The sequence below is a fragment of the Mycobacterium attenuatum genome (assembly GCF_900566085.1).
GTDB lineage: Bacteria > Actinomycetota > Actinomycetes > Mycobacteriales > Mycobacteriaceae > Mycobacterium > Mycobacterium attenuatum.
The window spans coordinates 1-5934 of record NZ_UPHT01000058.1; the positions used below are offsets into that span (position 1 = coordinate 1).

A 5934-nucleotide genomic window follows, 5' to 3' on the forward strand; every position below is an offset into this window, starting at 1 on the left:
GCAGGTCGCGACGCATCCGGGCCTGGTCGGCGATGACGGCGGCGTCTTTGGCGTCGGTTTTACCGTCGCGGCGGTAACCGGCCGAGGCGTGATAGATAGTGCGGCCGGCAATGTAGAGCAGCCGCTGACCCTCGGCATCGATGACCAGGCGGTAATGTTCAGATTTGCCGGCGTCAAGCGTCACACCCACCTCTGCGGTCGTTGTCGTAGCTACCAACCCAGCAGACGACCACACCGGCGTGTCCTTACACAGCGATCAAATCGCATCTCTCACTTAGCGGTCGAGTCGTCGCGGGACGCCGGGCGGCCAATCTCCTTCGGCCACACCCTCCGGCACCGCGATGGAAGCCATACCCGACGTCCCTGGGCAGTTCGAAGCCTACGGCCGAGGGCAACAACCACCCTCCAAGAAAGGTAAGGCACGATGGCGTCATTGGTGCGCGAGGTCATTGGCGACGTGTTGCGCGGGGCCCGGACCTCGCAGGGCCGGACGCTGCGGGAGGTGTCCGATTCGGCGCGGGTGAGCCTGGGCTACCTGTCCGAAGTGGAACGCGGCCGCAAGGAGCCGTCCAGTGAGCTGCTCAACGCGATTTGCGAGGCGTTGGAGGTCCCGCTGTCGGAAGTGCTCATCGTGGCCGGTGAGCGGTTGGCAGGTGAGGAGCGCGCGGCACCCGGCCCAGCAGCCAGCATCGATGTCAGCACCAAGGTGGTCATTCCTGCGGTCGCGTCGCTGGCGGTGGCCTGAGCTTCCTGGGGCGCAGGCCGGTGCCGGCCAGTTGTGCAACCACGGGTGGGGAGATCGCGGCCGACCCGATAAATTGAGCGGCAGGGTAAGCAGTGTGGGCGATGCAGGGCCCATCCGGCACACAAGAAACGAAGGCGGAGCTAACCGATGGCCAATCCGTTCGTCAAGGCGTGGAAGTACCTCATGGCGCTGTTCAGCTCCAAAATTGACGAGTACGCCGACCCCAAAGTGCAGATTCAGCAGGCCATCGAGGAAGCACAGCGCACCCATCAGGCGCTGACTCAGCAGGCGGCGCAGGTGATCGGAAACCAGCGGCAGCTAGAGATGCGGCTCAACCGGCAGCTGGCTGACATCGAGAAGCTTCAAGTCAACGTGCGTCAGGCGCTGACGCTGGCCGACCAGGCCACCGCCGCCGGTGATGCTGCCAAAGCAGCCGAGTACAACAACGCCGCCGAGGCCTTCGCCGCGCAACTGGTGACCGCCGAACAGAGCGTCGAGGACCTCAAGACCCTGCACGACCAGGCGCTGAACGCGGCTGCTCAGGCCAAGAAGGCAGTCGAGCAGAACTCCATGGTGCTGCAGCAGAAGATCGCCGAACGCACCAAGCTGCTCAGCCAACTTGAACAGGCCAAGATGCAGGAGCAGGTCAGCGCGTCGCTGCGGTCGATGAGTGAGCTCGCGGCCCCGGGCAATGTGCCAAGCCTGGACGAGGTGCGTGACAAGATCGAACGCCGGTACGCGACCGCGCTCGGTCAGGCCGAACTTGCACAATCGTCGGTGCAGGGCCGCATGCTTGAAGTCCAGCAGGCCGGCATCCAGATGGCCGGTCATTCCCGGCTGGAGCAGATTCGGGCGTCGATGCGCGGAGAAGCCTTGCCGGCCGGCGGTGCGGCCAGTCCCGGAGCCACCCCGGCCACGCCTGCCGCTGAGGGTGGCGGACAAATTACCGAGAAACCGTTTGGCCAGTAAGGGCATCCGATGGCGGTCAAGTCGGCTCAGCGTGGGCAACGCCGTGCGTTGCTGCAGCGCTGGTTCGACATGGTCGCCGAGATGTTCGATTTCGCCGCGCGCAAGCTCAGCGCCGCTACCGACCCGCGGGCCCGGTTGCTTCGCCGCCGCCGCCGTGCGTTGCGCTGGGCGCTGATATTCAGCGCTGGATGCGTGTTTTGGGCAGCGGTAACGGCGGTGCTGGCGGCCTGGGGCTGGTTTGCGTTGCTGCTGGAGATCACCGGCGCGATCGCGGTGGTACAGGTCATTCCCGCGACGCTGCTGTTTTTCCGCTATCGGTGGTTGCGGGCGGAGCCGCTGCCGACACCGAGGCCGGCCAACACCCGTCGGTTGCCGCCGCCGGGTTCGGCGGCTCGGCCCGCGATGTCCGCGCTTGGTGCCTCCGAGCGCGGGTTCTTCTCGTTGCTGGGTGTGATCGAGCGGGGCACCATGCTGCCGGCCGACGAGATTCGTGAGTTGACGTCCGCGGCCAACCAGACCTCGGCGGCCATGGCGGCGACGGCGGCCGAAGTGGTGTCGATGGAACGGGCGGCGCAATATGCGGAATCGTCGCGGTCGTATCTGGTGCCCACCATCAACGCCTTCACCGCGCAGCTGAGCGTCGGTGTCCGTCAGTACAACGAAATGGTCACTGCCGCAGCCCAATTGGTGTCTTCGGCCAACGGCGGCGCGGTCGGCGAACCGGGATCGCAACAGCGTTACCGCGCCGAGCTCGCCGGAGCCACCGATCGTCTGGTCGGCTGGGCGCAGGCGTTCGACGAACTCGGCGGGTTGCCCCGCCGCTAGCGCTCGCCGCTGCCTACAACGTTTGCCTGAGTGACGGGATCACCAGCGCGACCAGACCGCGCACCAGAGCCTTCGTCATGTCGTAGGTGTCGACATAGTCACGCCAGAGCGTAATCCTGCCGTCGTGCACCTCGAACACGCCGCAGACCCAGAATTGCAGCCGCAGCGGCCCGAAAATCAGCGCGTCGGTCCGTTCGGTGAGCACCACCGCGCCGTCGGCGGCAATGCGGTGGATCTTCACCTCGAACCCAACGCGCCCTTCCATCTTGCGGAGCAGCTTCACCGTTCGGCGGCCGCCACGGATCCTGGAAAACCCGACGTTCTCATAGAGCAGGTTGTCGTCGAATGCCGCAGCTACAGCGTCGAAGTCCTCGTTCTGCAGCGCGTTGAGGAAATCCTCGACCGTGCGGATGTTGTCTGCGGTTTCCGGGGTGATCCGGGTCAGTTCGGTCATGACTGCCAGCCTAGGCGAGCACGGACGAGCACGGACGAGCACGGACGAGCACGGCGGCTGGACGCTGTGGCAGGGTAGGGCCGATGCGCGTCGCCGTGGTCGCCGGGCCGGATCCCGGACACTCGTTTCCCGCGATGGCGCTGTGCCAGCGCTTTCGGGAAGCCGGTGACACGCCGACGTTGTTCACCGGGGTGGAATGGCTGGACGCCGCTCACGCGGCCGGGATCGACGCCGTCGAATTGGACGGGTTGACGGCTACCGACGACGATCTGGACGCCGGGGCCAGGATTCACCGCAGAGCCGCGCAGATGGCGGTGCTCAATGCCCCGGCGCTGCGCGAGCTCGCCCCCGACCTCGTGGTCTCTGATGTGATCACCGCCTGCGGTGGCATGGCCGCCGAACTGGTGGGCATTCCTTGGATCGAGCTCAACCCGCATCCGCTGTATCTGCCCTCGAAGGGTCTGCCGCCGATCGGCAGCGGGCTGGCACCGGGCACGGGACTCCGCGGCCAGTTGCGCGATGCCGTCATGCGGGCGCTGACGGGGCGGTCCTGGCGTGCGGGTCTGCGACAGCGTGCCGCCGTCCGGGTCGAGATCGGATTGCCGGCTCGCGATCCCGGACCGCTGCGGCGCCTGATTGCCACGCTGCCCGCGCTGGAGGTGCCGCGTCCGGACTGGCCGGCCGAGGCCGTCGTCGTGGGCCCGTTGCATTTCGAGCCGACCGATCGCGTGCTGGCGGTGCCACCGGGTTTTGGGCCGGTGGTGGTCGTCGCGCCGTCCACCGCGGCGACCGGGATGACCGGGTTGGCAGAGGTCACGCTGGGCTGTTTGACGCCGGGTGACACGCTGCCGCCCGGTTCGCGGCTGGTGGTCTCCCGGCTCGGCGGCGACGATCTGGCGGTGCCGCCCTGGGCGGTGGTCGGGCTGGGGAATCAAGCCGAGCTGTTGACGCATGCCGACCTGGTGATCTGCGGTGGCGGTCACGGGATGGTCGCCAAGACGCTGCTGGCCGGGGTTCCCCTGGTGGTAGTGCCCGGCGGCGGGGACCAGTGGGAGATGGCCAATCGGGTGGTGCGGCAGGGCAGCGGCAGGTTGGTTCGGCCGTTGACCGCCGAGGCGCTGGTGGCCGCGGTGCGCGAGGTGCTGTCGTCGCCGGCATACCGCCATGCCGCACAGCAGGCGGCCGCCGGCATCGCCGGGGTCGCCGATCCGGTTCAGGTGTGCCATGAGGCGCTTTAGTGCGGCGATCCGCTGGGTATCTTGACTGTCGTGCGGTTGACGGAGTTCCACGAGAGGGTCACCCTGCGATTCGGTGCCGCCTACGGGGCATCCGTGCTGGCGGATCACGTGCTGACGGGTATCGGTGGCCGTACCGCCGCCCAGGCGATCGAGGATGGCGTCGAGCCCCGCGACGTCTGGCGGGCGCTGTGCGTCGACTTCGACGTCCCCCGCGACCAGTGGTGAGTTCTGGGTTTCGAGTCTGCGTTCAGCGCGCCCGAGTGGGCCTTGGGCTCAGGCGGTCGCTGCAACAAATGCGGACGGGTCTGAGAGTAGTCGGTGGAGTTCTTCGGCGGGGGTGCGCCAGTTGTGGCGTTTTCTGGGTCTGGCGTTGAGTTCGGCGGCGACCTGGTCGAGCCAGCCGGGTCCGTAGAACGATAGGTCAGTCCCCTTCGGGAAGTACTGGCGTAGCAGTCCGTTGGTGTTTTCGTTGGTCCCGCGTTGCCAGGGGCTATGCGGATCGCAGAAGTAGATTGGCAGGCCGGTGGCCTCGGTGATCTGGGTGCGTAGTGCCATCTCGCTGCCTTGGTCCCAGGTCAGCGAGCGACGCAGTATCTCTGGTATCTCAGGGACCTTGGCCGACATCGCCTTGGCCAAGGTGGCCGCCGTGCGGTCGTCGGGCATGTGCAGCAGCACCACGAATCCAGTGGTGCGCTCGACGAGGGTGCCGACCGCTGAGAGGTGGTTGTTGCCGATGATGTAGGGGTCGGACCGGGGCGCGGTGCCGGGATTGCTCCTGGCCCGTTTCCCCGGCCCGCCCTCCGCACCGGACGTGCGCCTCTCATCGCATCCGGCGCTCCACCGAATGCCACTGCTACGCGGGGACCGGGATCTCCGCGGCGCTGGTCCAGGGTGTGGGGATGTTGTGTGCCCGCCACCGGTACCGTGTGACCGCCACGGTGGCGGTGTCGAACATGATGATCCCATTCTCTTGCGGACGGTTGCCTGGCCTTCCGGTCAGGAACCGCCGGTAGAGATCCGCCCACGTGATTCGTTTGTGCCGCTTGAGCAACCATTGGGTGACCCGATGCCAGGCGAAGGCATCGAGGTATCCGAAAGTCGCTTTGGACACACCGTGGCGGAAATACGCACACCATCCTCGAAGCACCGGGTTGAGGCGTCCGAGGAGATCAGCCAGGCCGTGATGACGTGCCTTATTGGTCAGCGCCCGCACCTTCGCCAGGATCGAAAGCAACGCTTTCTTGGACGGATAGGTGTAGACGGCCATCTTGTTCGTTCCCTTCTTGCGGCGCCGCTGGATGCGGAATCCCAGGAAGTCGAACCCCTCGTCGAGGTGACACACTCGGGTCTTCTCCACCGACAGCCGCAGCCCAAGAGGGGCTATGACGTCGGTGACTTCATCCCACAGTGCGTCCGCGTGCGCTTTGGTTCCGGCCACCATGATCACGAAATCGTCGGCATAGCGGACGATCCGATAGGTGGCCCCGCCGCGCTTGCGGTACGCATCTCGCTGCTGAGATGTCCGATGGGCATCCCATTTCGCACAGAAATGTGCGTCCAACACCGACAAAGCGATGTTCGCCAGCAGCGGCGAGACCAGTCGGGTAGCTCCGGCGCGTTGCCGCGCCGGAGCCCCCTCAGAACCGTACGTGCCAGTTGTCCCGGCATACGGCTCAAGCAAGCCCAAAGGCATTCAGGCCACC

8 protein-coding genes and 1 pseudogene are annotated in these 5934 nt (G+C 66.5%); 5 read left to right on the forward strand and 4 right to left on the reverse strand.

What is annotated here, in order from left to right:
* On the reverse strand, window positions 1-235 hold a 235-nt coding region (locus EET13_RS32745; RefSeq protein WP_425294235.1), incomplete at its 3' end, for an IS110 family transposase.
* A gap of 189 nt (window positions 236-424) precedes the next feature.
* Between EET13_RS32745 and clgR the strand changes: the two genes are divergently transcribed.
* From clgR to pspM, 3 genes are all read left to right on the forward strand, one after another.
* Window positions 425-745 (forward strand): transcriptional regulator ClgR, encoded by a 321-nt coding sequence (gene clgR, locus EET13_RS10185; RefSeq protein WP_122442178.1) that lies wholly within the window; start codon window positions 425-427, stop codon window positions 743-745.
* A gap of 147 nt (window positions 746-892) precedes the next feature.
* Window positions 893-1714, forward strand: a complete 822-nt coding sequence (pspA, locus tag EET13_RS10190; protein ID WP_122442179.1) for a phage shock protein PspA — start codon at window positions 893-895, stop codon at window positions 1712-1714.
* 9 nt (window positions 1715-1723) lie between these two features.
* The gene (pspM, locus tag EET13_RS10195) at window positions 1724-2539 is read left to right on the forward strand and encodes a phage shock envelope stress response protein PspM (RefSeq protein ID WP_122442180.1); all 816 of its coding nucleotides are present in this window, start codon (window positions 1724-1726) and stop codon (window positions 2537-2539) included.
* A 13-nt stretch (window positions 2540-2552) separates the two neighbouring features.
* Here the strand turns inward: pspM and EET13_RS10200 are convergent, their stop codons facing one another.
* Entirely contained in the window at window positions 2553-2993 is a 441-nt protein-coding gene (locus EET13_RS10200) for a limonene-1,2-epoxide hydrolase family protein (protein ID WP_425293663.1), read from the reverse strand.
* Window positions 2994-3076: 83 nt separating this feature from the next.
* On the opposite strand from EET13_RS10200, the gene EET13_RS10205 reads away from it, so the two are divergent.
* Together EET13_RS10205 and EET13_RS10210 are read left to right on the forward strand one after the other, a co-directional pair.
* Window positions 3077-4231: a glycosyltransferase gene (locus tag EET13_RS10205; protein WP_122442181.1), complete on the forward strand. Its 1155-nt coding sequence runs from the start codon at window positions 3077-3079 to the stop codon at window positions 4229-4231.
* A 30-nt stretch (window positions 4232-4261) separates the two neighbouring features.
* A complete protein-coding gene (locus tag EET13_RS10210) occupies window positions 4262-4456 on the forward strand; it encodes a DUF3046 domain-containing protein (RefSeq protein ID WP_425293664.1) in 195 nt (64 codons plus the stop codon).
* Window positions 4457-4504: 48 nt separating this feature from the next.
* Here the strand turns inward: EET13_RS10210 and EET13_RS10215 are convergent.
* Both EET13_RS10215 and EET13_RS10220 read right to left on the reverse strand, forming a co-directional pair.
* Window positions 4505-4969 (reverse strand): annotated as a pseudogene (locus EET13_RS10215) (IS30 family transposase); the annotation flags it as partial.
* A gap of 115 nt (window positions 4970-5084) precedes the next feature.
* A complete protein-coding gene (locus EET13_RS10220) occupies window positions 5085-5918 on the reverse strand; it encodes a group II intron maturase-specific domain-containing protein (protein ID WP_244603850.1) in 834 nt (277 codons plus the stop codon).
* Between the last annotated feature and the right edge of the window lie 16 nt (window positions 5919-5934).